Genomic DNA, 26,683 nt, shown 5'->3' with positions numbered 1-26,683 from the left:
CGTTAGTAGCCGACCATTTGTCCAATAAACAGCGCCAACCAACACAAGGCGTAAACAAATACCATGAATGGCATAATTGCCTTTAGCCACTGCTCGTAAGAGACGCGCCCCAGCGCCAACATGGCTAGCGTACCACCAGAAGTCGGTACAATAAGGTTGGTAAGACCATCACCTACTTGGAATGCAGTGATCATAAGCTGGCGGCTCATGCCAGTAAGATCTGCAACAGGAATTAGGATCGGCATGGTCACCATCGCTTGACCAGAACCCGATGGCACAAATAGGTTGATCACACCTTGCACCACACTTGCGACAATCGCAGAGATAGCAATCGGCATATCTTGGATAAGTGAGCTTAGCGCGTTAACGATGGTATCGATGATTTGCGCCTGGTCGAGAATGATTTGAATCGACGCCGCAACACCAATCACCAATGCACCTGCGGTTACGCCCGATGCACCTTCCATCATTTGCTTCACGATGCCATTCGCACCTAAACCGTTCACCGCACCGATCACAATTGCCATTAATAAGAACAGACCTGCGATCTCGTTGATGTACCAACCGTTAGCAAATACGCCGTAAAGCATCACACCAAGACCAGCTAGGAATACGCCTAGCGTCAGTTTGTCTTTCTTCTCTAGGTGGTATTCCGATAAATCTTTGCTTAAGCCTTCTGCTGAATCTGGCTCTTTAAACTCCATCTTCGCCACACGAGTACAGATGTAGTAAGACAGCAATGCAAGAGAGGAAATTACCATCGCTGCACGCAACCAAGCGCCCGAGAAAGTAGGCAGTTCAGCAATACCTTGAGCCACACCTACGGTATAAGGGTTGATTGGTGACAGTGCAAAGCCTACACCGATACCGCCCACTGCCATTACCGTACCGACAAGGCTGGAGTAACCAACCGCAGCAGAAATCAGAACCGCAACCGGAACGAGTGCGATGTTGTTCTCAAAGCCTACCGCCACACCAAAGAAACCGTAGATAAAGGTGCCGATTGTGATGATCAGATTACGGTTCTTCACGCCGGCTTTGTTTACCGCCACACCAATCGCGTTCTCAAGCGCACCAGTGCGTTGCAAGATGTGGAACAAACCACCAGCAATAAATACGATGAACAGGTAAGGTGCCGCGCTGATCAAACCTTTCGGAATCGCGACAAAAATGTCAAAGAAATGCACCGCAGGTACATCACTCAGATAAGCAAATGAGTTAGGGACAACGGTAGTACGACCGTCCACCACAACACGTGAGAACTCCCCGGCAGGCACAACAAAAGTCAGTAGATACGTTGCCACCAAAATCATAAAGATCAGGACCATTGGGTCCGGCATACTCTTGTACCAAGCCTTCTTCTCTGTTGTCTCCATCTTTTTTGTCATATCCATAACAAAATCTCTCCTTAGTATAGGAATGAAAACCCATTGGTATGAGCCTTCACGTTCACAAGCTAAAACCAAGTCTTGGTTTTGAAAGTAAAAAAGAGGATGAATCCCCACCCTCTCTTGTGTTATTTCGCTTTTATTGGTGTTTCATCAGCATGCAGAAATGGTTCAGAACCTCGACAGCTGCTACTAGGTCTTGTTGCAAAATAGCTTCATCAGGATGATGGCTAACCCCTCCCGTACAACGCATAAACAACATCGCAATATCCGTCAGCTCACACACAGCCAGACCATCATGACCCGCGCCACTGAACAGATGTTTGGTGTCAATATTGGATAGCGCGATCGCTTGAGTAAGTGCCGAAGAAAGTGAATCAGAACAGGTGACAGCAGCTTGCTCATAAGTTTGTTCGTGGTGATACGCGAGGTTGTACTGCGCCATCAAGGTTTGAATGTTCTCCAGCATTTCTTTTCGTGCGGCAATGCGAGAGGCATCATTTGGAGAGCGCAGTTCGATAGTGATGTCCGTCTGCTGAGGAATCACATTCACACCATTTGGGAAGTTGGCGATTTTACCTACGACGCCCACTAGGTCGTCTTCACGTTTGCACAGTTGGTCAAACATATGAATGACCTGAGCTGCCCCAACTAGCGCATCTTGACGCATGTCCATTGGCACGGTGCCTGCGTGTCCGGCTTTGCCAACAATCGACAAAGTATGACGCTCAATCCCAGTGATGGCAGTAACCACACCGACTGGCAAGTTCGCTTGTTCAAGCTGTGGCCCTTGCTCAATATGCAGTTCCACAAAGCCCAACACCTTTTCTTTGTCGTAAGCGTCTTTTTCGATCTGATCTGGATGACAACCAAACGACGTTAACGCTTCACGCATGGTCACACCGTGGGCATCTCGCGCATCCAGCACACTTGGGTCAAACGTCCCAGATATCGCTTTTGAGCCAAGTAGTGTCGATTGGAATCGAGTTCCCTCTTCATCGCTAAAGGCAATCACATCAATATTGAATGGGAATTCGAATTTCTGTTGATGAAAATAGTGAATCAACGCAACTGGTAGAATCACACCCAAGATGCCATCGTATTTACCACCATTTGGCACCGTGTCTTGGTGAGAGCCAAAAATCAGCGTCTGGGCATTTGGATTTGGGCTGTGATAGCGACCAATAAGATTTGCAGCATTGTCCATGCGCACTTCCATACCAGACAGCAGCATCCACTCACGTAGTTTTTCATTCGCTTTTGCGTGCTCTTCACTGGCACATAAGCGAGTAACACCTTCGCTATCTGGGTCTTGGGTTTGGCTGCATTGAGCAATATCTTCCAACCACTCCCACGCTAGGCTGGCAGTTTCTACAAATTTTTCCATCTTGAATCGCTCTTTTTCTAACCATGTTCATTTTTAATTTATCATGATAAATATCAAATGAAAGACATTTATCATGATAAATAGACTTTTTTGTGAGAGTGATTCGATCGATAATCGGATGGTTTCATAATCAACAACCCGTACTTTTTCCAAAAAAAGAAACGTAGAAAACAGGTGACATCCTTTGAATTTCCTTCAGAATCCAATAGGGTCTGTTAACCTTTCGTGCTGATTTTTGCAGCGAATTGTTGGGTGTTTATACAAGGCAGAGACTTTGATGTGTAGTTAGCCTACATGAGAAGTCGATAACGAAGTAGAAATGGCCAACAAACGCTGCCCAAAGGGTTCGGGCTAGGCGCCCCCGCAAAATCGTTTTATGCTTTGTTATGGAGTATTTGCTTAGAGTGACTAGGCGGCACACTCCTTGCGTCGCCTAAAACGATTTTAGCTCGAACAAAATTTAACCACGAAAGATAAACAGACCCTAGATACCGCGAGAAAAACCAGCGAGGATAATGTGGCAAGCAGCGCAAAAGGACGTAGAACTCAACAATTAGCCGAATCGATCAAAGCATGGATTGTCGATCAAGCTTTACAACCCGGCGATCGTCTCCCAAGCGAAACCGACGTGATGGAAACTTTTGATGCGTCAAAAAGCACAGTACGTGAAAGCATGCGTATCTTAGAGGCTCAAGGTATTCTCTCGACCAAGACTGGGCCAAAAGGCGGTGTGTTTGTTAGCGAAATGAGTGAGAACAAAGCTCAGGCACTACTGAGTAACTACCTGTTCTTCAAAGACGTTTCAATTTCTGATCTGTACCAGATCCGCTTATCTCTGGAACCAGAGATCGCAGCATCATTGGCGGGCACATTGACCGATGAGCAACTTGCTCGTCTCGATCAGCAGATCGATAAGTACCAGACGCCACCGGAAGATGTGTATCAAGAGCGCGAACACCACATTGCATCGATTGAGTTTCACAGCCTCTTAGCGAGCTATTCTGGTAACGAGCTGCTGAAGTTTGTGGTTCGCTTTACTGCGCAAATGCTTACCGAGCTAACGATTTATCGCAAACTGTATGAACCGGGCAACCACAAGCTGTGGCAAACGGGTGTGCAAAGCCAACGTGCACTGGTTGAAGCATTGCGTAAAAGTGACGCATCAAAAGCCAAGCAAGTGATGGAACAACACATGCTGACCGCGCATCAATTGATGAAGAAACAAGAAGCTGAAGTGGCGAACCGTTTTCTCACAGAAAGCTAATTGGCTCGCCATCGTTTGAAATGCTGAATTAAGCGTGATTGGCTAAGGTCATTTTACGCACCAAACGGAAGAATTCATCGGATTCTTCTTCCGTCAGACAAGAGAAGAAATCTTGCTTGAGGTTAGTCATGATGCGGTGCACTTTGCGTACCGCTTCTACCCCTTCTTTTGTGAGTGTTAGAATCTTTAATCTCTGATTGGTTTCGCTCTTAGAGACTTGTACAAAGCCACGCTTTTCTAAGTTGTCCACCATGCGTTTTGCGACACTTCGCTCTGTTAGTACCGCATCCGCCAATTCTTGCTGACTCATCGGTTGAAACTCTTCCAACGCGGCCAAGGCACTCGCCATTTCCAACGTCATCAAGTTCTGACGCGATAGCTCTGCTTGTGCACGATTACGGAATGTTCGGTGCATCACACCACACACAAACATTGGGCTTTGATCCAACACGGATATCGGAGAAATCTTCTGATCTTTCATATTGCCTGTTCTACTTTCGGCTTTGTTTTCAATTGGATAGTCTGGTGTTTGCAAGAGATTCCCGACTGCGCTCCTTCGCGCTTTCGGGAATGACGAGAAACATAACCGAGAGAGCAACACCCCGTCATTCCGACGAGCCTACGCGAGATCAAGAATCTAATTGCCACACGCTCTCACTCAATATTTCACATCAAGCCACAGCTCTCGGTGAGCAGATTCTGAATCACGCTCGTACCTCGCTGTCCAGAATGACGAGAAACATAACCGAGAGAGCAACACCCCCGTCATTCCGACGAGCCTAGGCGAGATCAGGAATCTAACTCCCACACGCTCTTGGCTCAATATTTCTCATCAAGCCACAGCTTTCGGTGAGCAGGTTCTGAATCACGCTCGTCCCTCGCTGTCCAGAATGACGAGAAACACAACCGAGAGAGCAACATCCCGTCATTCCGACGAGCCTAAGCGAGATCAGGAATCTAATTGCCACACGCTCTCACTCAATATTCCACGTCAAGCTACGGCTCTCGGTGAGCAAATTCTGAATCACGCTCGTCCCTCGCTATTCAGAATGACGAGAAACATAACCGAGAGAGCAACACCCCGTCATTCCGACGAACCTAAGCGAGATCAGGAATCTAATTGCCGTACGCTCTGGCTCAATATTTCTCATCAAGCCACAGCACTCGGTGAGCAGATTATGAATCACGCTCGTCCCTCGCTGTTCAGAATGACGTAAAAATTAAACCTCAAACCCAAACTATCCAATTGAATCCAAAAATAAAGGACGCCGAAGCGCCCTTTTCTTGTACTTATTAGCAATAGTATAACTTAGTCTTTAGCGCTAAGTCCTACTCTTGGCTTGCCGTTGGCTGTGAAGTAGATTCCACTTGCTCTTTTTGTGCTTCTTTTCTTGCACGGCGGTCGAACAAACGCTCAACCACAACGAAGAACACAGGCACGAAGAAGATACCAAGCAAGGTCGCACTTACCATACCGCCAAGTACGCCCGTGCCTACCGCGTTCTGACCCGCAGAGCCTACGCCCGCACTGATCGCTAGCGGCACTACACCCAGTCCAAACGCAAGCGAGGTCATGATGATAGGACGGAGACGAACACGTACCGCGTGCAGCGTTGCTTCAATCAAGCCCGCGCCTTTCTCGTAGTATTCCTTCGCAAATTCAACGATAAGAATCGCGTTCTTCGTTGCCAGACCAACAGTGGTCAACAAACTAACTTGGAAGAATACGTCGTTATCCATGCCGCGAGTCATGACCGCAAGTACCGCACCTAGCACACCCAGAGGCACTACAAGTACAACCGCGAATGGTACTGACCAGCTCTCGTACAGTGCTGCTAGTACAAGGAAGACAACCAGAATCGACAGCGCGTAAAGCATTGGCGCTTGGTTACCTGATAGACGTTCCTCGTAAGAGATACCGTTCCAGTTCACCGTAAAGCCAGGAGGCAGTTTTTCTACCATGGCTTCGATTTCTGCCATCGCTTCACCAGTACTTACGCCCGGAGCCGCGCCGCCTTGGATGTTCATCGCAGGTAGACCGTTAAAGCGTTGCAATAGCGGAGAACCGTAAGTCCACTCGCCCGTTGCGAATGCCGAGAATGGCACCATTTCACCCTGTGAGTTACGCACGTACCATGAGTCGAAGTCTTTCGGCTGCATGCGGTGTTCTGCGTCACTCTGTACCATTACCTTCTTCACGCGTCCGCGGTCGATGTAATCGTTGATGTACGCACCACCCCATGCCGAAGCGAGGATTTGGTTTACATCATTGATGCTCACATCTAGCGCACGCAATTTTACGTGGTCGATATGCACTTGGTACATCGGCGCATCTGCCTGACCGTTTGGACGCACCCCCACCAATTTCGGGTTTTGTGCTGCCATACCTAGGATTTGGTATTGAGCCGCTACAAGCGCTTCATGACCGTTACCGGTTGAGTCTTGTAGGTAGAAGTCGAAACCGGTCGCGTTACCCAACTCTTGAATCGCAGGTGGCGCAAATGCAAACACCATTGCTTCTTTAATCGTTGAGAAGTACCCCATCGCACGACCTGTTAGCGAAGCCGCATCCGAACCTGGTGCTTCACGCTCTGACCAATCTTTCAGACCGATAAACGCCATACCCATGTTCTGACCTTGACCTGCGAAGCTGAAGCCCGCAACCGAGAAGACAGATTTAACATTGTCTTTCTCTTCTTCAAGGAAGTAGTTACGGACTTTTTCTAGTGTCTTTTCAGTCTGCTCTTGAGTCGAGTTCGGTGGCAAAATTGCCATTGAGAACACGGTACCTTGGTCTTCATCCGGTAGAAACGATGTCGGAAGGTTCATGAACAACCAACCTGCGCCCGCACTCATTGCCGTGAATACCAACAGCATACGACCGGTGCGTTTTAGCATTTTCGCTACGCCCGCTTCGTAACCCGCCGTTGCCGCATCAAACTTACGGTTGAACCAGCCGAAAAAGCCTTTCTTATCCGAAAATTCTGCATCGCCTTTCTTCAGTAAGCTCGCACAAAGTGCCGGAGTAAGAATGATCGCAACCAACACCGATAGCGTCATCGCCGCTACGATGGTGATAGAGAACTGACGGTAGATAACACCAGTTGAGCCAGACATGAACGCCATCGGTACGAATACCGCAGACAGCGTCAAACCAACACCCACTAGTGCGCCGGTGATCTGCCCCATTGACTTCTTCGTTGCTTCTTTTGGATCGAGACCGTCTTCGTGCATTACACGTTCCACGTTCTCTACCACAACGATCGCATCATCCACCAGCAAGCCGATTGCCAGAACCATCGCAAACATGGTTAAGGTGTTAACACTAAAGCCTGTCGCGTAAAGGATCGCAAACGTACCCAGCAATACCACCGGAACCGCAATCGTTGGGATGATCGTCGCACGGAAGTTCTGCAAGAACAGGTACATGATCAAGAATACCAACACGATCGCTTCAAGCAGTGTCTTGATTACCTCTTTGATCGACGCATCAACGAATGGCGTTGTCTCAAACGGGTAAGCGATCTTCAAGCCATCAGGGAAAGTCGCACTTAGCTGACCAAGACGTTCTTTTACTGCTTCTGCCGTTTCTAGCGCGTTCGCACCAGTACCAAGCGAGATACCAAGACCTGCCGCTGGGAAACCGTTGTACTGACCTTTGATGTCGTAGCTTTCTGCGCCGCGCTCAACACGCGCCACGTCTTTAAGGTAAACGTTCGAACCGTTCGCTTCTGATTTCAGAATGATGTTTCTGAATTCAGCCACGCTGGTTAAACGGCTTGCTGAAGAAATGGTCGCGTTAAGCAACTGACCTTTTTGAGCAGGCGCTGCACCCAACTGACCAGAAGAAACCTGTGCGTTCTGTTCACGAATAGCGTTCGCGACGTCGATTGCAGTAAGGTTGAACTGAGTCAGTTTGAATGGGTCTAGCCAAACACGCATTGCGTATTGAGAACCAAACGCTTGCACTTGACCTACGCCCGTTACACGGCTGATCGGATCTTGAATATTGGTAACAACAAAGTCACCGATGTCGTTTTCTGTAAAGTCCGGGTCTTCTGAGTAAACTGCCACAACCATCAAGAATGAGGTGTTAGATTTATTTACAACGATACCTTGGCTTTGTACTTCCATCGGAAGCGACGTCATCGCCAATTGCAGTTTATTCTGCACCTGAACTTGCGCGATATCTGGATCGGCTTCGCTATCAAACGTCAGCGTGATGGTGGCATTACCAAACGCATCACTGCTTGAGTTTAGGTAACGCAGGTAGTCCAGACCCGTCATGTTTTGCTCGATAACCTGAGTTACTGAGTCTTCTACGGTTTTCGCAGAAGCACCAGGGTAACGAGCACTGATTGAGATCGTGGTCGGTGAAATCGTTGGATATTGAGAAACTGGCAAGTTGAACAAAGACATTACGCCCGCCAACATAGTCAGAATCGCAAGTACCCAAGCAAATACCGGACGATCGATAAAGAATCGTGCCATGATTAAGCCTGCTCACCTGATTGAATAGTTACTGGACTACCCGGTTGGATCATCTGTAGACCGGTTGTGATGACTTTATCACCCACTTTCAGACCGTCAGTAATACGCCACTGGTTACCAATAGACTCCGCCGTTGTTACCGGAGTTATTGTTACCTTGTTGTCCGCACCCACTGTCATTACTGAGGCTTTGCCCGTTGCGTCACGCGTAACTGTGTTCTGCGGGATAAGAATCGCCACTGGGTCCACACCTACTGTTACCGTTGCGCGCACAAACATACCCGGTAGCAATAAGCCATCTGGGTTCGCGAATTCTGCACGTAGCGTTACGCTGCCAGTACTTTCATCTACATTCACTTCGGTAAACTTCATAATACCTTTATGCGCATACGTCGAACCGTCTTCAAGCGTTAGTGTTACTTGAGCGGATTCGTCTTTTTGCAAGTGACCTTGTGACATCGCTGCTTTCAAACGGAGTAGCTGAGCAGAAGATTGCACGATATCAACATTGATTGGGTCTAGCTGTTGGATAGTCGTTAGCGTCGCCGCTTGGTTTGCCGTTACTAGCGCACCCGCCGTTACGTTAGACTTGCTGATCACACCGCTGATTGGCGCTTTCACTTGTGCGTAAGAAAGATTGATCTTCGCTGTGTTGATCTTCGCTTTAGCTACCAACACTTGCGCTTTCGCTTCTTTGAACGCCGCTTCTGCTTCATCGAGATCTTGTTGGCTGATCGATTTCTTCGTAATCAACGCGCGGTAACGACGAACTGTTGAGTACGTCGATTCTTCCGAAGCTTGAGCACGGATCAATTCCGCTTCTGCACTTAATAGGTCTGCTTGGAACGTAGAATCGTCGATCTGGTAAAGCGATTGACCTTTCTCAACCACACCACCCTCTTCAAAATTGCGCTCAGAAATAATACCCGTTACCTGTGGGCGAACTTCTGCTTCTTTAAACGCTCGGCTGCGGCCTGGCAGTTCTACTGTTAGCGCTTGGCGAACAGGTTCTACCGTCAATACCGTCACTTCTGGTGTCGGCGCTGGACCACCTTGCGCTTGTCCTTCTTGGCTCTGTTCACACCCGACCAATAATAGGCTCGACGCAATCAAGAGCGATAGCGTGGTTCTACGTGTCATGAAAATTCTCTCTTCCTAACTAAAAAACGTGACTCAATAAAAAGTCAGCAAATATTAGTCGGGATGATAATTACTCAATGTTGTACATACAACAAAATTTACCGCTCTTTACGATAGACAAAAATGTTTGTTCTAAAGCTGTTATTGATCTCTCAATTTGAGCGCTTTTCTATTGGAAAAATAAATTTTCTGTGAGCAATTGAAATTGGATTTTTCTTAAGAAAAACAGGAGAAAAGAGTAGACAAAACCAGAGAATTCGTGACAAAGAAAGTCAACAAAAAATCATATTGGAGAGAAATTAATATAAGCAGAGCATAAACTGAAATGATAACAAAATGGCATTGAATTTCATTTACAACTGATTAACATTGAATCATAAGCTGAACATTTACGCTTCGCTTTGTGTAATTATCTTTCAAATATAACCATTGATTTCCTTTTTTAAATCCCTATAATTCGCTCCCCCTACACACCCTAACATACGAAACACGTTGGTTATGAGTAACAATAACTCTTTAGTATTAGGGAATTACCTTTGGGACAGGACGACTCACTATTTACAGCCATCTCCTTTGAATGGCAAAACAGAAGAACAAGAGACGGTTAAGCTAACTAATAAGCAAAAAGCGTTATTAAATTGCCTTGTTGATGCGTATCCAAACACGATTAGTAATAAAGAGATTATTCAGCAGGTTTGGGGCTATGAGCACATCTCACAAGAGAGTTTGCCTCAACTGATTAATCGCACTCGACGAACACTTGAAGACAACGATAAAACTATTCTGGTTAATACCCCTGGGGTTGGTTATTCCCTCAGTTTTGAATTTGCTCCAGAAGAGCCAGTTTCACAGCCAATGACCAAGCCAGAAGAGTGCGATCTCAAACCCGTCAGCAAGCAAAACACAAAACTATGGAATGCGCTTTTTATAGTAATGCTGTTAGTCACCCTCTTTAACCTTTGGGAAACCGGGAATGCTCTTTATTACAAGCACGACTTTGAGCAGGTACTAAAAGCCAAAGCTTACCCAGAAATAAAACGTTCCGATGACGGAAAAACGATAGTGACAATTAACAACCATGAATGCATTTATCACAAAGATCAGCTTTTACTTCAATGCCCGTAAATTCAAAGTATTGATAGCATTAGTTGTGTTCAACGGCATTCTCTTGTTCACTGCACACCACTCAAAAGTACAACTGTTTGGCAAAGTAGAAGCAATGCAATACAGGTGGACGACCTATACTCTACTCTATAAGGACTACCTTGAGAGCCGTCTTCATTACTCTGCTATTGATGCCGCGGAAACAAAGTTTCAGGCAATGGACTATAAGTACGAATATTCAAAGTCTAAGGGAAACGAGTACATCGTATTGGGCTATGAAGAGCCGGTGACCATACGCCACAATCGTGTTTTCTATCTGGATGATCAATGCAGTCTGGTTTTCTTTGGTAAGGCAAAACGAACCTTAAAAAATATGACATTCCGCTGCTTATACTGAGAAGATTACAATCGCTGTTAGAGCATAAAAACCGAGCTGAATAATTTCAGCTCGGTTTTCTTTTATTTCGAAACAACAGGAAAGTGTTTGTTAAGAAACGCCATCACGTGCGGAACATACTTCTGGGAATCAAATATCGGCGCACTATGCCCCACACCTTATTCAATAATCCACAACTTCTACTCATTAATAAACGGAAGTCTCGTTTAGTCATGACCTTACGATAAATATTTAGTTCCGATGTCGGTGGCTCGTAGGAAGAAAGCGAGAAATGCACATCGCCAGACACCAGTTTCAATGATGAATAGAGAGTTCCCGCCCCCCGCATAATGGTGTGGATTCAAACACCTAAAGACAAAAAAGCCCCAAACTAAAGGGGCTTTGAGTTACCTAATCTTCCACTTGATTAAACGCGGAACTGACTGACTTGCTTGTCTAACTGTTGCGTCTGTTCTGACAGCATAGACAGTGACTGTTGCGCTTGGCTCACCACATCAACAATCGACGTGCTGCTGTCTGCGATACCTTGAACGTTGCTGTTCACTTCATCACTTACTGAGCTTTGTTGACCTGCTGCTGTCGCAATGTGCGTGTTCATCTCGTTCATACGTGCGATCGCGTTAAGGATTTCAGCCAAAGATTCTGTCGCCAAACCTGCCGATTGAATGGTGTCTTCGCTGCTGGTTTTACTGCCCTGCATCACTTCCACCGCCTGAGCAGCGCCTGCTTGCAGCTTCTCAATCATGGCTTGGATCTCGCCCGTGCTCTTTTGCGTACGGCTGGCTAAGGAACGCACTTCATCTGCCACAACAGCAAAACCACGACCTTGCTCACCAGCACGCGCCGCTTCAATCGCCGCGTTCAATGCCAACAAGTTGGTCTGTTCTGCAATGCCACGGATAACATCCAATACCGAAGCAATGTTGCTTACGTCATTATCTAGTGTATTGATAACTTGGCTTGCACTTTCAATCTCACCCGCAAGATCACGAATCGCTGCGACTGTTTGCTCCAAAATCACATTGGTATTCGACAACTCTTCGTTCGCTGTTTGGCTTGCCAAAGCAGCTTCTGTTGCGCTGTCGCTCACGTTGCGACTGGTCACTTGCATTTCATGAACTGCTGCGGCAACAGCTTCGCTATCACGTTGTTGGTGAACTGTTGAATCTGCAATGGTTGAGGTCAACGAATTCAGGTTGTTCATTTCCTGACGCAATGTGTTTGCGCTTTCGACGACTTGTGACACTGTCGCTTGAATTTTAGTCACGAACTGGTTGAAGCCACCGGCAAGTTGACCAATTTCATCTTGCGAGTTGATGCTAATACGTTGGCTCAAATCCCCTTCTCCAGACGCAATTTGCACCATTGCTTCTTTGATGTCGTTGATTGGCTTCACAACAGTTTTTAGCAGTAATACCACCATACCAAGCGCTGCAATAATTACGATTGCGATGCCTGCTTCAAGAATAAGTTCTGCACGGAGCGCCGCTGCTGCGATATCCGTTTTTAGCATCTTTTGTTTTGCTTCAATCGCATCTTTCACCACATTTAGTTGTTCACGTACCGCACCAAATTGGTGTTCAAATTCCGCTTTGTTTGACTCGTAATAACTTACCCACTGCGATTGTGGCTTGCTGATCATGGTTTCATAGCTTTGCAGCCATCTCTCACCTGTTGATACTAGCTTCTGCACCTCGCTACCATGACTGCGAGGCATTACCCCCGCATCGGACAGTGACATGACTTTCTTCATACGTGGCAAAGCTTTGTAGGCGTTGTCTTTGTATTCAAACAAGTGGTGGTCGATTTCTGCTTGAGTCTGTGCCAACGCCAAACCTTGAATCGCAGAAGTCGCTTGATACAGGTCGCGATACGCATCTTCGAGAGTGAATAAGCTTGGAATGACTTGATCGTTGAGCGTGTCACTAAGCTCGGTCTGTTTCCACATGGTGAGAACATTCAATACTGAACTTACCGTCAGTAATACAATCATCAAAGACAGCGGGAGAACTATCTTCTGCTTGATGGAAAGGTTGTCGAACATGAATAGATACCTTTGTTTTATTGTTCAATTCACCACCGAGTTTATCAAACAAAAGGCGTATAAAATTGCTTATACAGTTCAACGTCCTCTAATTATTTTTGTCTTTTCGACTAATATTTTAGATTCAACAAATAACTGATTTATTGGACGATTTTTCTAGGAAGCAAGATCACAAACTGAAACCTTCTTTGTGCCAAAAAACAAAAGCCTCAGGATGAGGCTTAGATAAATTAAAACCGCGTATTCAGGCAGAGTCGATTTTGCTCACTAGATATTGAAGTGAACCAACAGCGGCATTTCGACTTGGCAGACTGTTAGCCATGCGCCAACCATTTGTTTTGCGTTCGGACACAGACGGTACAGGCATACGCCATCCTTCAGCCAATCGATTTTTGTGTTGGGTAAGCGTTCATGAGTAACGAATCGTTTTGCTTTGAGTTGCTCCAGAACTTGCCACTCAATGGTGTAGATACCTAGATCGTTATGCAGCTGTTGGTTCAAATCGAACTTGAGATCGGACAGCCAAACACCAATTTGTTCATCGACAGCATACGCGGCTGTGCCTTCAGTTTTCTCAAGCGTATATAAGGCGACGAGCGCTGACATTTCATCTTCATTCAGATCAAACAAAGGATACACATCGTCAACGATGTCATTTGTAGAGGTAACGGTATTCATAGTGATATTGGAAAGTAGAGAGTGGCAACACTTCTTTGGGGGTGTCCAATGAGCAATCAAGCGATCAGTGATCAGCGATCAATGTTCGAGGAATCATTAGGGTGAAGTGCTGCCTTTTATCTTATAAACGAATTAATGAATGATGTAATAAAGCAATGCGCCAACACCACCGAGTTCATTCAGTGTCTCCGCCGCTTTTCCATGCACCAACTCAACCTCAACATTAGCCATCAAAGCTTCGACGAGGATGAGGTCGAACGCATCCGATTGAATGGGGTAAGGCAAAAAGACTTTTCTTACCTGTCCGTTTTCCAGTGCTTCTAGTACATTTGCCAAGCCCGCTACGCCGCGACCACAGGTATCTCGACGAATCAGTAGTTCCAATACCAATGTATTGTCATGCAACTCTTCGTATTCATCCGCCAGCAGTTTAACCGTGCGTTCTAGCTGCTCTGTGGTAGCATCAAAAGGAATCGGTTCGATAGAAACCAACTTTTCAGAAACTGTATGATGCAGCGCACCCTTTACGCGATGGGCGATTTTTAGGTTGCCGCCGAACACAATGCGATCAAACGTTGGGTCACCCATAAAGTAGCGATTGATTTCGTTCGCCGCTTCGCGAATAACACGACGTTCAGAATCCAAGTTTCGACGCTCCGAGGCTTGAGTTCGCGACTTTCTTCCACCAGGGCGAAGGAATACACCCGATTCAATACTCGATTCCATAGTGCCCTCTCCCAAACTCGTCGGAACGTCTATGGAAACCACTCGGTGCTCCGTTTCAGAGAAAAGGATAACGAGATATTTGCCGTATCGATGGAGCTGAGAGAGTAAGTGCTTTACCTGAGGTTGACCAAAGTACGCTTTTGTTTCGACAGGCATTGGCAACTCGATCAGGATGTCGTCGAGCAAATCAGTAAAGATCACCAAAGAACGTCCTGTCGGGCGCATTTCCAGAACTTTGTTGACCAATCGTTGTTCCACTTCTTTCCATGTGAGTGTGGAATCAATATGTCGAATACCTTCATCACCGTGCTCTTCACGTAATGCGGCCAGTTGATTGCTCACTTCGATCTGCCAAGCCGGGCGCTCACGATGGTTGGCTGGATTTTTACTGTCAGTATTAATGTATAAGCTGAGAATTTTTGAACGATTGTCTTCATGCAATAATAAGTAACATCGCAACACTTCAAAAATATCGTTAATCGTATTTTTCATAACTAACCTTTAATTATTAATCGAATCTCGAATGAATTATTTCCATTCAATCAATGATGATTAAATGAACACTGTTCATAAGTTAATTATTAAGCTAACAAAAATACCAATTAGCCTAATGCACTCAGAGTGCATTTGAGGAAAAATAATCGGTTTGCAAAGCCTGTTTTGTCTGGCTAAGATCTAAGTGGTTGATTAATAGCGCTTGGTTAAATAACGATGACACCCAAACAATCACTCATAGATTTGTTCGGTCTTTCTGAAGAGTTCGCAACACAGCTGCTTGAAGCTGGAGAAGTTCAAACCATCGAAGCAGGAGAAGTTCTTGAGGTACAGGGACAGGAGTTAGAAAACTTTCTGTTTGTGTTTAGTGGGCTAATCAGCGTTTACCGACAGAACTTTGATGGTGCAGAACGCTTTGCGGGTTTTATTCCGCCAGGCTTTATGTACAGTGAATCTGCAATTTTGAATCAAACCAAATTGTATGGGCGCTACCACATCCAAGAGACCATGACCGCCCTTGTGCTGCCGATAAGTACAGTGTTAGAACTGTACGAAAACAGCCTAGAGTTTAATAAGTTAACGGCACAACACCTTTCACAGAAGCTCTTATTTACCTCCCGCATCCTCTTCATTAGTCACGAGAGAAACTCCAATCGCAAAGTCGGCTTGGCACTAGATAGCCTCTACCGCGTCACGAATAAACGTTCCATCCCAATCTCGGTAGAAGACCTCGCAGGCATGCTGGGTATGTCTCGTAACACCGTCAGTAAGACGCTCGACTACTGGGAGGAGCAAGGCGCGATCACCAACAGTAAAGCCAGAGTTACGTTTAACTCAACAGAGCCTTTCTCCTCCATCACGGATGGCATGGTCTTTTAACCTTTCTCAACCGACCCTTTCTCAACCTAATTATAAAAAGACGGCTTATATCAGCCGTCTTTTTTGTTTTCTATCATCTTCTCTTTTTGGTTTTATTTCTATTTTCTGCCATGTCACTTTACGTCTAATTCCTACACAGAAATAAACACTTACATTCTCCACAACATATTTATCACGCCAAATGCACTCTCAGTGCATCAGGTTTTAAATTGTCTATGCCACCATAAATACCGTTCGAGACAATAAATATTGCTTCGAATATTTCTTCACAGTGATGTGGCAATAAACATGGACTTGTTTAACGACTCTTTATTTTCAGGTTTTTAAATCATGTTATTAGCACGACTATTTTTATTACTCGCTATCATCGCTGAAGTTGCGGGCACTAGCCTCATGAATGTCGCAGGCAGCAATGAAGGCTACGCCGGTTATGTCGGTATGTATGTTCTTATTTCGCTCTCTTATTACTTCCTCTCTCTCGCAGCGAAAAAGATTTCCATTGGCGTGGCTTACGCCTGCTGGGAAGGACTTGGCATTGCCTTAATCACCATCGTATCCATGTTCTATTTCGATTCTCAGCTCAATGCACAAGAGCTGTTTGGTCTCGCGCTTGTGGTTGTCGGAGTGGTACTAGTCACACTCGGTGAAGAGCACCACCAGCCAAGTAAGAAAGACGAGCACGCAATGCTAATTCAACCTCACTAATTGCCTTGGAGTATAACCATGAACGCTTTTCTCACCGTCTCTTTCGGTTACGTCGTTTTAGCGGCACTGCTCGATATCGCGGCGAACATGTCTTTGACTAAATCACGCGGCTTTGAACACAAAGGCTGGGGTATTTCTGCCATTGTACTTGTGCTCGCTGCATTCACTTTACTGGCGCAAGCCGTGAAAGAAATCGACCTCGCCATTGCCTACGCCAGTTGGGGAGCCATCGGTATTTTAGGAACCGCACTCGGTGGTTGGTTCTTGTTTAAACAAAAACTCAAACCAATTGGTTGGGTCGGCATTTTTACGGTGATTGCTTCGGTGATCATCATGAAAACCGCTTAGTGACGACACCATGATTACTGTCAGCGAGTCCGGTAAGCCAATCAACCTTGGCGAGCATCAGCAACCGCATTTGGCTAAGTTTTACGCGCTAAGTGAAGCAGAAAAAATCCATTGGCTTGCTCATACCAATACCGATGAGGTCGTCGATTTGCTCTCCTACTGCCCTTTAGGTTACGTGCAATATTGGATTGTAAAGATGGAAAAATATGGCTTCGACAAAGCCGCTAGCCATCTTTCATTTCAGTTGGGCTTTGTTCATTCGGAAGCAGAGCCCGCTGACGACTATCTCTCAACTGGTGTGTTGGAACACGTTAAGCAACGCGTGGGATGGATTGTGTTACTCGCCATCTTCGGCATTTTTTCGGGCTTTATCATCGCCAGCTACGAAGACTTACTCAGCCAGCTAGTTTTGCTTGCGATCTACATGCCAGTGATCGCAGCTGCTGGTGGTAACACAGGCTCTCAAGCTGCGACTTTGGTGGTGAGAGCATTAGCCACTGGAGAGATTAAAAACTGCCAATGGCGCGCTGTACTGTGGAAAGAAAGCCGCGTTGCACTCTTACTCGCAGGGATTCTGGCTCTGGTGATTGTCGGTCGAATAGCCCTGTTTACGCCCGCCGCTTCTTCGGAAGGGTTTGGGTTGTCACTGATCGCCACTGCCGTTGCCATTGCACTGTTTATTCAAGTCACGATATCGACGGTATTAGGCGGCTTACTGCCCATTGTGGCGCGTGCGCTAAAGCTCGACCCAGCCATCTTGGTGAGTCCGGTTTTGGCGTCTCTCGTCGATATCTCGGGCATCTGGATTTATTTCAACATCGTTAATTTCATCTTGTTCTGATCACATCAGAAAACAACACAAACTCACTCATTCACCACTCCACCGGAAGGAAATTTGGAGTAATTTTTATGACTATAAAACCTTGGTTTAAGCAATCAACGTCAGAGATAGAGCAGCATTTGGCTACTGATACCAATGCCGGACTTTCTCATACAGAACATCAACAACGCCTCAATAAGTATGGTGACAACGCACTGGCGACGCACAAGTCGAAATCGGCTTGGCAACTCTATTTTGAGCAATACAAAAACCCTTTGATCTACATCTTATTGGTGGGCGCTTTGGTGTCTTGGTTTACCGGGCATCTCATTGACGCCATTGCGATTAGCACCATCATTGTAATTAATACCGGCATCTCTTTTTGGCAGGAATACAAAGCCCAGAAAGGCATGGAAGCACTGCGCGATATGGCAGCACCAGAAGCGGATGTTCTGCGTGACAACAAATGGATACATGTTCCAGCGCGAACCTTAGTGCCTGGTGACGTGATTAAAATCAGCACAGGTGACATTCTTCCTGCCGATGTGCGCATTGTCGAAGCAAACCGCCTGTCGATCGATGAAGCGGCACTCACTGGTGAATCAGAACCTGTGACAAAGCAAGTCAGTGCAATCCACAACAAGCAAGTCAGTTTAGGTGACCAAATTAATATGGGCTTTATGACGACCATCGTCACGACTGGCTCAGGTTTAGGGATCGTCACCAACACGGGCATGCAGACGGAAGTCGGTCGTATTGCGCACATGATGACACAAACTGAAACCACAAAAACGCCGATGCAAGTGCGTATGGATACATTAGCAAAAGCCTTGTTGTTTATCGGTTTGGGTGTAGTTGCCGTCATCTGCGCGATTGGTTTTGCCTACGGCATGGATTGGCTGGACATCCTTACCACGGGCATCTCGCTCTCTGTTGCAGCCATTCCAGAAGGCTTGCCTACCGTGCTCACCATTGTGCTGACCATGGGCTCAACCAAAATGGCAAAGAACAACGCCTTGGTAAAGCAACTCTCGGCAATCGAAACCTTGGGCTCAACAACTGTCATTTGCTCCGATAAGACAGGGACATTAACCCAAAATCAAATGCAGGTGATGCAAGCGTATGACAGTTTTGGGCGTTACTGGGAAGTGACCGGAAACGGCTTCCAACCGAAAGGTAAGTTTGTCCCTCAGAGTCACGGAGTACATGCTCTAGAAAGCTCTGCAATGAAGATGGGATTGATCGTTGCGGCGATGTCGAATGAGTCTGAGCTCGCCTTTGTCGAAGACGCATGGAGTGTACGAGGCAGCCCAACGGAGGGAGCGTTATTAGTGGCAGCCGCAAAGCTTGGAATTACGCCAAAGAATCTAGAGAAACAAGGTTATCAGATTCTAAAACGCTTCCCGTTTGATTCTGAGCGCAAGATGTCTTCGGTGATTATCCAAGATCCAAGCGGACAGCACTTTTTAGCCGTGGCTGGAGCGCCCGACTTTATGTTGAAGAAGTCGAGCAACTATATGGTTGAAGGTGGATTGGTGCCGATGGAAGAGCAGCCAAACCGATTCAATGAACTCTCCCAGTGTATCGGCAAAGATCTCAGTAAGCGTTTTGATGGCGCGATTGAAAGCTTTGCCAAACAAGCCTTACGTACTATGGCGGTCGGTTGCCGTCGATTGGACGAAACTGAGCTTGACGCAGATGTGAGCGAACTGGAAAACGACCTTAGTATGCTGGCGGTATTTGGCATCATGGATCCGCCTCGTCCAGAAGTCCGCTCAGCGGTAAAAGAGTGTTACAACGCTGGCATTCGCACTGTAATGATTACCGGAGATCACGCAGCAACGGCGGCGGCGATTGCCAAAGACATCGGTATTATCAATGGACAATACAAACGTGTGGTCACGGGTACTGAGCTCGATAATATGAGCGAGCAAACCTTAGAATATGCCTGTGAAGAAACCGCAGTGTTTGCCCGAGTAACACCAGAGCACAAACTGCGCATCGTCCAAGCGCTACAAAGAAACAACGAAATTGCCGCCATGACCGGAGACGGTGTCAATGACGCACCAGCACTTAGAAGCGCCGATATCGGTGTCGCTATGGGTATTACGGGAACCTCTGTCGCCAAAGATTCTGGCGATCTGATCTTGCTGGATGACAACTTCAGCACCATCGTCCGAGCGGTGCGCCAAGGTCGTCAGATATTCGATAACCTGCGTAAGTTTATCCGCCAAGCGCTAACCGCAAACGTAGCAGAAGTCTCGGTGATTCTGTTTGCGTTCTTAGTGATGGGACCAGAAGCTATTCTGCCGCTGACGCCGCTGATGATTCTTTGGGTGAACTTGGTATCGGATGGTTTGCCTGCCCTAGCATTAGGGGGTGAACCAAAAGAAAAAGACCTGATGGAGCGAAAGCCACGTAAGCGTGACCAAGGATTCTTCTCCGATGGTTTAGGAACCCGAATCGTGATTCGTGGTTTAGCATTAGGCGGGGTGAGTTTTGGCGCTTTCTTAATGGCTTTGAGTCATGGTTTCAGTGCCCAATACGCACAGAGCGTAGCGTTTCTTACTTTGATTTTTGGTCAATTGTGGCACTTGTTTGATAGCCGAACGTTCACGTCTCTGTATCGAGTAAATCCTTTTACTAACAAGTACCTGCTAGGAGCCATCGCCACATCGGCAACTCTGTCATTAGGGGTGATTTACACCCACTTAGGTCAGCTGATTTTTAGCACCGAGGCGATTGAGCTTAGGCACCTTGCCATGATTTTAGGCGTTGCAGCACTACCAACCGCGGTACTGTCTGCCATCAAAGAGCTTACCAAAACTAAGGTTCTGTAATCATGAACAAAAGACGTTGACCTTAAACCATCCACATAAATTGTCTTAGAGGGGCTTGTCCCCTCTTTTTCCGTTTTGGCAAGTCACGTTCATATCTTCGCCATTAAGCATCTCCATCATGGGTTCGATTTGACCATTACCCCACACGACAAAACCAAAGCACAATAAGGGGAACAACAGATGAACAAGGGATTTAAGCGTGCCAAGTTTGCCGCGTTGAATCGCTGTGGGTCTGAATACTTTGACGCCTTTTGGTGGGAACTGACCTTCGATTAATCCACGAACACCGAGTGGCAACATCAATACCGCAGAAAGTAAAAACACGGACAGTGGCATCCAAAAGAACAGTATGTGAACCAGAAGTTCTAATCCCTGCATACCGAACACTTCATAACATTCCGGCGCTTCGGCGACTGCTTGCAGCAGAGGCTCTCCCTCAAGCTTAAACAACACACCAGCTAGAAAGCAAAATACGCCAGCGATTGCGACTCTGATGATCTTTTCTTTCTTGTTGTACTGCGGCGCGTATTCCTTCATGCCCTCTCCTATCAAGATAAAAACCGAGAAAGTCAGCTTAAGAATGGCACGCCAGAGCGCAAATGCGTGCTTGGCTTTTGGGACGCACAATGGCGAATAATGAAACAGAAAGAAAACAGCCTCAATATCGCTATTGAGGCTGTTGGAAAGTTCATGAGTCCGGTTTAATCGTCGAACAACAAGTTGATTGCAATTGCCATCAAAACTAAGCCTGAGATTGGCAGCAAGACACCTAATGGTGAGCGCTCGATGTAAGGCAAGTTTTCCGCAATCAATAAGCCCCATTCAGGTTCTGGCGGTTTAACGCCAAGTCCGATAAAGCTCAGAGACGTCAGGCTGAGCGTAATGTATGGCAAACGTAGAAACGCGTGACGAATCAATGGCGGCAGCACATAAGGCAACAAGTAGTAACGGAGTACTCGCCACTGACTGGTTCCCCAAATGGGCGCAAGATGCGTGTAAGGCTGCGCTTTGGCTTCCATCAACAAGCTCGCACAGTGCGCTGCTAATGGTGCCCATGACACCATAACAATCGCAATCAAGGCACTGTTTGGGTTCATTCCCGTTAGACCAGCAATCAGCAGACCCGCCACAATGTATGGCACACCTTTGGTGATCTCAATTAAGCCTTGGCTATAACGAGTCACGAAGCCGAGCAACAAACCAATCACTAAACTTAGGAACGTTGCGATGATGCCCATTTTGATTGTCGACATCATACCGCCACCAACGCGAGCAAGCAGATCTCGCCCGACCGCATCGGCACCAAACGGGGCAGCTAAGCTTGGCGATTCAAGGCGGGTAAATTGGATGGTGTAAGGATCGCGCATTAACGCCCATCCCGCACAACCAATCAGCAACGCAAAGATTGTCGCACTGACGATGCGTTTGGTGGTGTTTTGGGTAAAACGGAACGTACTGTGACTACTGATCAGCTTGCCACTTGTGACACTGTGCCCGAGTAACCAGCGTTGCAATAAGATGCTCGCACTGCTGATCAACATCGAGAACACCAGCAACACCAACAAGCCACCTTGCAGCATCGGCAGATCTTGTGACTTCGCTGCGCCTAAGATTAGTCGTCCGATACCCGGAATGGAGAACACTTGCTCCACAGCAACCGCGCCGCCGGTCAAACCAATCACCGTCATTGCGATTTGAGGAATCAAGTTACTAACGGCACGCCACAAGGCAAAGCGTAAGATTTGAAACTTACTGACGTTCGCCGATAGCCAAGTGATCACCCAAGGCTCATCTAATACACGCTTGAGGCTGTCATTGAGCAAGCGCCCAAACAAACCAGCAGCAGGTAATGCCATTGCCAAACTGGGTAGCCAGAGGTTTTGCACGCCTTGCCAACCATAAGGTGGGAACCAACCCAACCAGATGGAAAACACCATGATCAGCAACGAAGCAATCACGTATTCAGGCAATGAAACCAACACCGAACTGAGCGTGTCATGATGCTTGTCTAAACGATTCTGTTGCCAACGACGCACAGTGTAAAGCACACTCGCCATACACATTACAAATGCCATGCCTAGCGCTGTAAGCATCAGTAATAGTGACGTTTTTGCGGTTTGTTGAACGCTCTCCATGACGGATGCCCCGCTCACCCAAGAGACACCTAAGTCACCTTGCATGGCAAGCGTCAACCAATCCCACAGTCGCTCAGCAGCGCTGCGGTCAAGTTGAAGATCTTCTCGAATGGCTTGCAGAGCTTCTGCCGTCAGCAATTGTTGAGCACCCGCACGGGCACGGAGGATTGATTGGCTTGGGTCGATACCGGCAATATCCGGCATCAAACCCACCAGCACAACCACTACCCCGAGTGACAGGAAGCGCGACAAAAAACGCGTAAACCATTCAGGCATACAAGCGCTCCAACGAGAGCGCATGTTGGCAACAGACGACATCGAGTTAGTTCACCTCAGTAAACTGGTCGATCAGGCGACGCTCACGTGGGTCACGTTGTGCGTTCTTCACGCGGTCACTCTCACCTTGGATTACACGCTCGTGAAGCAGTGGAATCACAGCGTATTGCTCAAGGATTTTGCTTTCTGCTTCGATGATCGCTTGTTGGCGTTTCTCACCCAACGGCTGACGATCAGCGTGTTTCAATGCTGCGTCCACTTCTTCAGAGCAGAACTGACCTAGGTTGTAAGAACCTTTGCAGCTAAAGTCACTTTGCATGTACGCCACTGGGTCACCAGAATCCAACACTGTTGCACGTGACAACAAGAACGCATCGAACTTACCTGCTAGTGCATCGTTTTCGATTTGTGCATATTCACGAACGTCTAGTTCAACCACAAAGCCAGCCGCTTCAAGTTGTTGCTTTAGCAGCACCGCCACTTCTGGCAACTCAGCTCGGTCGGTAAATGTACCGATGGTGATCTTCTCACCGTTCGCGTGGCGCATTTCCATGGTTTCCATACGAGGGTTCGCATCACGAATTGGTTGAGCCCATGCCAATGCTGGACCTAACAGACCTTTCGCTGAATCGGCGTGGTTCTCGTAAACCGTTTTGATGATTTGCTCACGGTTAACCGCTTGAGCTGCTGCTTTACGCAAACCGAACTGGCTAAACACATCTGATTTGTTGTTTAGGTAAAGCGTGTTGGTACGCGGCATTGCGACTTCGTGCAGCTGTGAAGATTCCATCATCGCGATTTGCGATACAGGAACGGCTTCAACTACATCCGCCTCACCGGTACGCAGCGCTGCAGCACGAGCAAAGCCATTTGGTACGTATTCAGCAAAGATACTGTCTACTTTTGCTTTTTCACCCCAGTAACCGTCAAAACGCTTCAGTTTTGCGCTGGTTGTCCCGTTGATTTCTGTCAGAACGAATGGACCCGTACCCGCATTGATTGGCACAACACGACCGTTTTCTTGGTATGCAGCACCAGAAAGGATCGCTAACTGTGGGCTAGATAGACGGCTTGGCAACAATGGATCGTTAAAGGTCGTTTTGATTTCAACAGTGAAGTCGTCCAATGCGCGAACTTGCCATTCGATACCATCCAAAATGCGTGGTTTTGGTGCGGCATCTAATGCTTTTTGTAGAGAGTTCACAACCGCGTTTGCATCAAGGTCAGAACCATCGTGGAATTTCACGCCCTTACGTACCGTAAATTGCCACGTCATCGGATCAACTTGTTCCCACTCTGTTGCCAGCATTGGCTCTGCTACCGACTGATCGTTGAGGTTCACTAGCGTTTCTGCTGTGCTCCAACGTGACAGTTTGAACGCGTCATCTGAAAGTGGTGACAAACCTGTGCGTGGTGGTTGCATCATGGCAACGCGAATTTCCGTTGCTTGCGGTGCAGCTGCTTTTTCCGCTTCTGGCTTGCTTTTGCCAGAGTCAAAACAACCCGTCAGCAGTGCGCTTAAAGCCAGCGACAAAGCTAACTTGGGAGTACTAAGGTGCATAAGAAACCTCTCCAATGGTTTTTGTGAATTCATTACTTTTGTGTTGAGCGCTCATCAAGGCTCTCGTGATCAAGTGCGATGGGTTATTTGTCACGTTTTGTGCCGTGCCGTGCTCGACAACACGTCCTTTGTCTAACACTAGGATTTCATCGCATAGGGTTTGTGCCGCATCGAGGTCATGCGTCACCAAAATCAGGCGCATCTGACGACTTTTTTGAATGCCTGCCAACAGGTCAAGAATCTGTTTACGACTGACGGGATCTAGGCTGCTGGTTGGCTCATCGGCAACCAACACACAAGGCTCGACAATCAAAGCTCTAGCGATAGCCACGCGTTGGGCTTGCCCAACTGATAATTGCTGCGGGCTACGATCCAACAATGTGAGATTCAAACCGACATCCGCTAAGACCTTCTCCACCTTCTCGTTAAGCTCTTGCGTTAAACCAATGTTGCTTAGCGGCTCCAGTAAGATCTGGCGAACGGTGTAATAAGGATTCAAGCTCGCTTGCGGCTCTTGCGGAATTAATTGAATGTGCTGACACAACTCTTGGCGCTGCTTAGCCGAGCTGCGCGATAACGGATAACCACACACATACACTTCACCAGATGTGGGTTTACGAAGACCAAACAGAAGTTCAATCAAGGTCGATTTACCCGCACCAGAAGGACCAACAATCGCAATGTTCTTTGTGTCGATGGCAAGATCCAATTGTTCGAGCGCTTTAAACGGTTTGCCCCCTAACCAACTTGGTTTGGAGTAATAGTGAACACTGGCTTGCTCAAAGCGAACTTCCGCCGATTTAGGCTGCGTGTGCCCGCTCAAGTTGTGCTTAGTCAAAATAGGCTCCAGAGATGAGGTTAAGGCAGCAGTTGCGCAAGTTGTTGGCAGAAAGGATGCGAACTTTGCTGAATGGCTTGCCATGGTGCGCCATAAGCCACCATGGTGTTGTCCGCAATCACCAAGACTTTGTCACACGCCAAAGCCGCAGAGAGATCGTGCGTGATCAACAAACCACTGATGCTGCGTTGCTGAACACTGCTGCGGAACAACTCAAGGATCTCCGCTTCGGTGATTGGGTCGAGCGCACTGGTGGGCTCATCCGCGATGATCAAGTTGGCACTACCAAGCAACGCAATGGCAATACAAATACGCTGGCGCTGACCACCAGATAGCTGGCTTGGATGCTGCGCTAAGGCTGCTTTTGGATCCGCAAATCCGAGTTGAGACAACAAGGTCATCACCGTTTCTCGGTTTGCTGAAGACAAGCGCGTTTTGTTGCCCGTCAATGCCAAACACAGTTGTTGTTCGACAGACGCCAATGGATTCAGTGCTTTAAGTGCATCTTGGAAAATGACCGCAGGACGCTGAGATTGACTACGTTGCAGCATGGCAGTTTGTGCGACTTCACAGCTGTTAAGCTGGATACTTCCGTCTACCCAAATATCAGACGGCAAAAAACCTGCGACGGCTTTCGACAACATGGATTTACCAATGCCGGAAGGCCCCATAATGGCAAGAACTTCACCTTGAAACAGCTCAAAAGAAATGTCTTTGAAGAGTGTGCGTTCTGAGTCTGTAAGGCTGAGATTATTAACGGAGAATATTGGTTGAGAAATCACGACATCAAACTAAATGTAACAATATAACATAACGATAGTATCACGCAGGTCTGAGCAAGAAAACAACTCAGAGGGGTTATTTCATCACCTTTTTCACGCTTTTATCAGCAAGGGCAGATGGCTCCGCCCTTGCGATAAAAAATCGAAATAATCTATACCCAAGTGACCTCAAGATGCTGGATTCAGAGTGAGTCACTGATTCAAATTCAAGGAAAACGACGCAGCGGAATAGCGAGCTCTTTCCAAGTTGTTTGACGCAGAAGTTGCTTCAGTGACTCACTCCCAAAGGGCGAATTGCCTTGACCCGCATACTTTGTTGACGATTATTGATTTAGAGCCACTAGATCTTCAAATCGTCGCCGCGTCTGCAAGCCAAGGCATTTTCG

General features: G+C 47.1%; 21 protein-coding genes. 8 read left to right on the top strand and 13 right to left on the bottom strand.

Features of this window, described 5'->3' with window-relative positions; translation table 11 throughout:
- Positions 1–2: 2 nt before the first annotated feature.
- Both J4N44_RS05875 and J4N44_RS05870 read right to left on the bottom strand, forming a co-directional pair.
- Positions 3–1,394, bottom strand: coding sequence for a YfcC family protein (locus J4N44_RS05875; RefSeq protein WP_252044955.1), 1,392 nt, complete (start codon positions 1,392–1,394; stop codon positions 3–5).
- Positions 1,395–1,527: 133 nt separating this feature from the next.
- The gene (locus J4N44_RS05870) at positions 1,528–2,775 is read right to left on the bottom strand and encodes an allantoate amidohydrolase (protein WP_038875687.1); all 1,248 of its coding nucleotides are present in this window, start codon (positions 2,773–2,775) and stop codon (positions 1,528–1,530) included.
- Between the two features lie 517 nt (positions 2,776–3,292).
- Between J4N44_RS05870 and J4N44_RS05865 the strand changes: the two genes are divergently transcribed.
- A complete protein-coding gene (locus tag J4N44_RS05865; protein ID WP_009700450.1) occupies positions 3,293–4,039 on the top strand; it encodes a FadR/GntR family transcriptional regulator in 747 nt (248 codons plus the stop codon).
- 28 nt (positions 4,040–4,067) lie between these two features.
- Here the strand turns inward: J4N44_RS05865 and J4N44_RS05860 are convergent, their stop codons facing one another.
- From J4N44_RS05860 to J4N44_RS05850, 3 genes are all read right to left on the bottom strand, one after another.
- The gene (locus J4N44_RS05860; RefSeq protein WP_005446725.1) at positions 4,068–4,520 is read right to left on the bottom strand and encodes a MarR family winged helix-turn-helix transcriptional regulator; all 453 of its coding nucleotides are present in this window, start codon (positions 4,518–4,520) and stop codon (positions 4,068–4,070) included.
- A gap of 848 nt (positions 4,521–5,368) precedes the next feature.
- Positions 5,369–8,530, bottom strand: coding sequence for an efflux RND transporter permease subunit (locus J4N44_RS05855; protein WP_114321762.1), 3,162 nt, complete (start codon positions 8,528–8,530; stop codon positions 5,369–5,371).
- Between the two features lie 2 nt (positions 8,531–8,532).
- Positions 8,533–9,669, bottom strand: coding sequence for an efflux RND transporter periplasmic adaptor subunit (locus J4N44_RS05850; RefSeq protein WP_252044954.1), 1,137 nt, complete (start codon positions 9,667–9,669; stop codon positions 8,533–8,535).
- Positions 9,670–10,167: 498 nt separating this feature from the next.
- Here J4N44_RS05850 and J4N44_RS05845 point away from each other — a divergent pair, with 498 nt between their 5' ends.
- On the top strand, positions 10,168–10,794 hold the full coding sequence (locus tag J4N44_RS05845; RefSeq protein ID WP_252044953.1) for a winged helix-turn-helix domain-containing protein: 627 nt from the start codon (positions 10,168–10,170) through the stop codon (positions 10,792–10,794).
- Entirely contained in the window at positions 10,748–11,170 is a 423-nt protein-coding gene (locus J4N44_RS05840; RefSeq protein WP_252044952.1) for a hypothetical protein, read from the top strand. Before J4N44_RS05845 ends, J4N44_RS05840 begins: the two co-directional genes overlap by 47 nt.
- A 406-nt stretch (positions 11,171–11,576) precedes the next feature.
- On the opposite strand, the gene J4N44_RS05835 is transcribed toward J4N44_RS05840, so the two are convergent.
- The 3 genes from J4N44_RS05835 to J4N44_RS05825 all read right to left on the bottom strand — a co-directional run bounded on the left by J4N44_RS05835 (position 11,577) and on the right by J4N44_RS05825 (position 15,110).
- On the bottom strand, positions 11,577–13,214 hold the full coding sequence (locus J4N44_RS05835) for a methyl-accepting chemotaxis protein (RefSeq protein ID WP_252044951.1): 1,638 nt from the start codon (positions 13,212–13,214) through the stop codon (positions 11,577–11,579).
- Between the two features lie 267 nt (positions 13,215–13,481).
- Complete coding sequence (locus tag J4N44_RS05830; RefSeq protein WP_252044950.1) at positions 13,482–13,892, bottom strand: hypothetical protein; 411 nt, start codon at positions 13,890–13,892, stop codon at positions 13,482–13,484.
- Between the two features lie 132 nt (positions 13,893–14,024).
- Positions 14,025–15,110 (bottom strand): baeRF10 domain-containing protein, encoded by a 1,086-nt coding sequence (locus J4N44_RS05825; protein ID WP_252044949.1) that lies wholly within the window; start codon positions 15,108–15,110, stop codon positions 14,025–14,027.
- A 219-nt stretch (positions 15,111–15,329) separates the two neighbouring features.
- Between J4N44_RS05825 and J4N44_RS05820 the strand changes: the two genes are divergently transcribed.
- From J4N44_RS05820 to J4N44_RS05800, 5 genes are all read left to right on the top strand, one after another.
- Positions 15,330–15,992, top strand: coding sequence for a Crp/Fnr family transcriptional regulator (locus J4N44_RS05820; RefSeq protein ID WP_252044948.1), 663 nt, complete (start codon positions 15,330–15,332; stop codon positions 15,990–15,992).
- 330 nt (positions 15,993–16,322) lie between these two features.
- Positions 16,323–16,697: an SMR family transporter gene (locus tag J4N44_RS05815; protein WP_009707055.1), complete on the top strand. Its 375-nt coding sequence runs from the start codon at positions 16,323–16,325 to the stop codon at positions 16,695–16,697.
- A gap of 18 nt (positions 16,698–16,715) precedes the next feature.
- Positions 16,716–17,045, top strand: coding sequence for an SMR family transporter (locus J4N44_RS05810; RefSeq protein WP_005437032.1), 330 nt, complete (start codon positions 16,716–16,718; stop codon positions 17,043–17,045).
- A 10-nt stretch (positions 17,046–17,055) separates the two neighbouring features.
- Positions 17,056–17,886, top strand: a complete 831-nt coding sequence (locus tag J4N44_RS05805; protein ID WP_252044947.1) for a magnesium transporter — start codon at positions 17,056–17,058, stop codon at positions 17,884–17,886.
- A gap of 68 nt (positions 17,887–17,954) precedes the next feature.
- Complete coding sequence (locus J4N44_RS05800; RefSeq protein ID WP_252044946.1) at positions 17,955–20,705, top strand: cation-translocating P-type ATPase; 2,751 nt, start codon at positions 17,955–17,957, stop codon at positions 20,703–20,705.
- A 45-nt stretch (positions 20,706–20,750) separates the two neighbouring features.
- Here the strand turns inward: J4N44_RS05800 and J4N44_RS05795 are convergent, their stop codons facing one another.
- The 5 genes from J4N44_RS05795 to J4N44_RS05775 all read right to left on the bottom strand — a co-directional run bounded on the left by J4N44_RS05795 (position 20,751) and on the right by J4N44_RS05775 (position 26,297).
- Positions 20,751–21,242 carry a hypothetical protein gene (locus tag J4N44_RS05795; RefSeq protein ID WP_252044945.1) on the bottom strand — a complete coding sequence of 164 codons (492 nt, stop codon included), beginning with the start codon at positions 21,240–21,242 and terminating at the stop codon, positions 20,751–20,753.
- Positions 21,243–21,406: 164 nt separating this feature from the next.
- On the bottom strand, positions 21,407–23,158 hold the full coding sequence (locus tag J4N44_RS05790; RefSeq protein ID WP_394610905.1) for an ABC transporter permease subunit: 1,752 nt from the start codon (positions 23,156–23,158) through the stop codon (positions 21,407–21,409).
- Between the two features lie 4 nt (positions 23,159–23,162).
- Entirely contained in the window at positions 23,163–24,677 is a 1,515-nt protein-coding gene (locus tag J4N44_RS05785; RefSeq protein WP_252044943.1) for an ABC transporter substrate-binding protein, read from the bottom strand.
- On the bottom strand, positions 24,667–25,515 hold the full coding sequence (locus J4N44_RS05780) for an ABC transporter ATP-binding protein (RefSeq protein ID WP_252044942.1): 849 nt from the start codon (positions 25,513–25,515) through the stop codon (positions 24,667–24,669). The genes J4N44_RS05785 and J4N44_RS05780 overlap by 11 nt, the downstream gene beginning before the upstream one ends.
- 20 nt (positions 25,516–25,535) lie before the next feature.
- Positions 25,536–26,297: an ATP-binding cassette domain-containing protein gene (locus J4N44_RS05775; RefSeq protein WP_252044941.1), complete on the bottom strand. Its 762-nt coding sequence runs from the start codon at positions 26,295–26,297 to the stop codon at positions 25,536–25,538.
- Positions 26,298–26,683 lie beyond the last annotated feature (386 nt).

It is taken from the genome of Vibrio sp. SCSIO 43155 (assembly GCF_023716605.1).
GTDB lineage: Bacteria > Pseudomonadota > Gammaproteobacteria > Enterobacterales > Vibrionaceae > Vibrio > Vibrio harveyi.
The sequence above is the reverse complement of the archived record's forward strand: the minus strand, read 5'-3'. Positions and strand labels throughout refer to the sequence as shown.